Annotated in this window: 1 protein-coding gene; it reads left to right on the forward strand. The window is 43.3% G+C overall.

Features of this window, described 5'->3' with window-relative positions:
* A partial coding sequence (locus AAEZ00_RS21130; protein WP_351089849.1) for an MFS transporter occupies nt 1-277 on the forward strand: 277 nt, incomplete at both ends.

Consider the following 277-nt stretch of genomic DNA (forward strand, 5'->3'; position numbering starts at 1 on the left):
GTTTTTAACCTTTTTCTATACCGACATTTTCGGTATTTCGCCAGCATTTGTCGGCACCATGTTTCTAGCTGTACGCTTAATTGATGCGGTCACCGACCCATTGATGGGCGCGTTGGCAGATAGAACCAATACCCGTTGGGGTAAGTTTAGACCCTACCTATTATGGTTTGCCCTACCCTTTGGTTTTATCAGTGTTTTAGCCTTTACTACTCCTGATTTAACTGAAGACGGCAAAATGATTTATGCCTTCGTTACTTATACCGCACTCATGATGGTC

This window comes from Shewanella sp. S1-49-MNA-CIBAN-0167, assembly GCF_040310145.1.
In the GTDB taxonomy this organism is placed as follows: Bacteria; Pseudomonadota; Gammaproteobacteria; order Enterobacterales; family Shewanellaceae; genus Shewanella; species Shewanella psychromarinicola.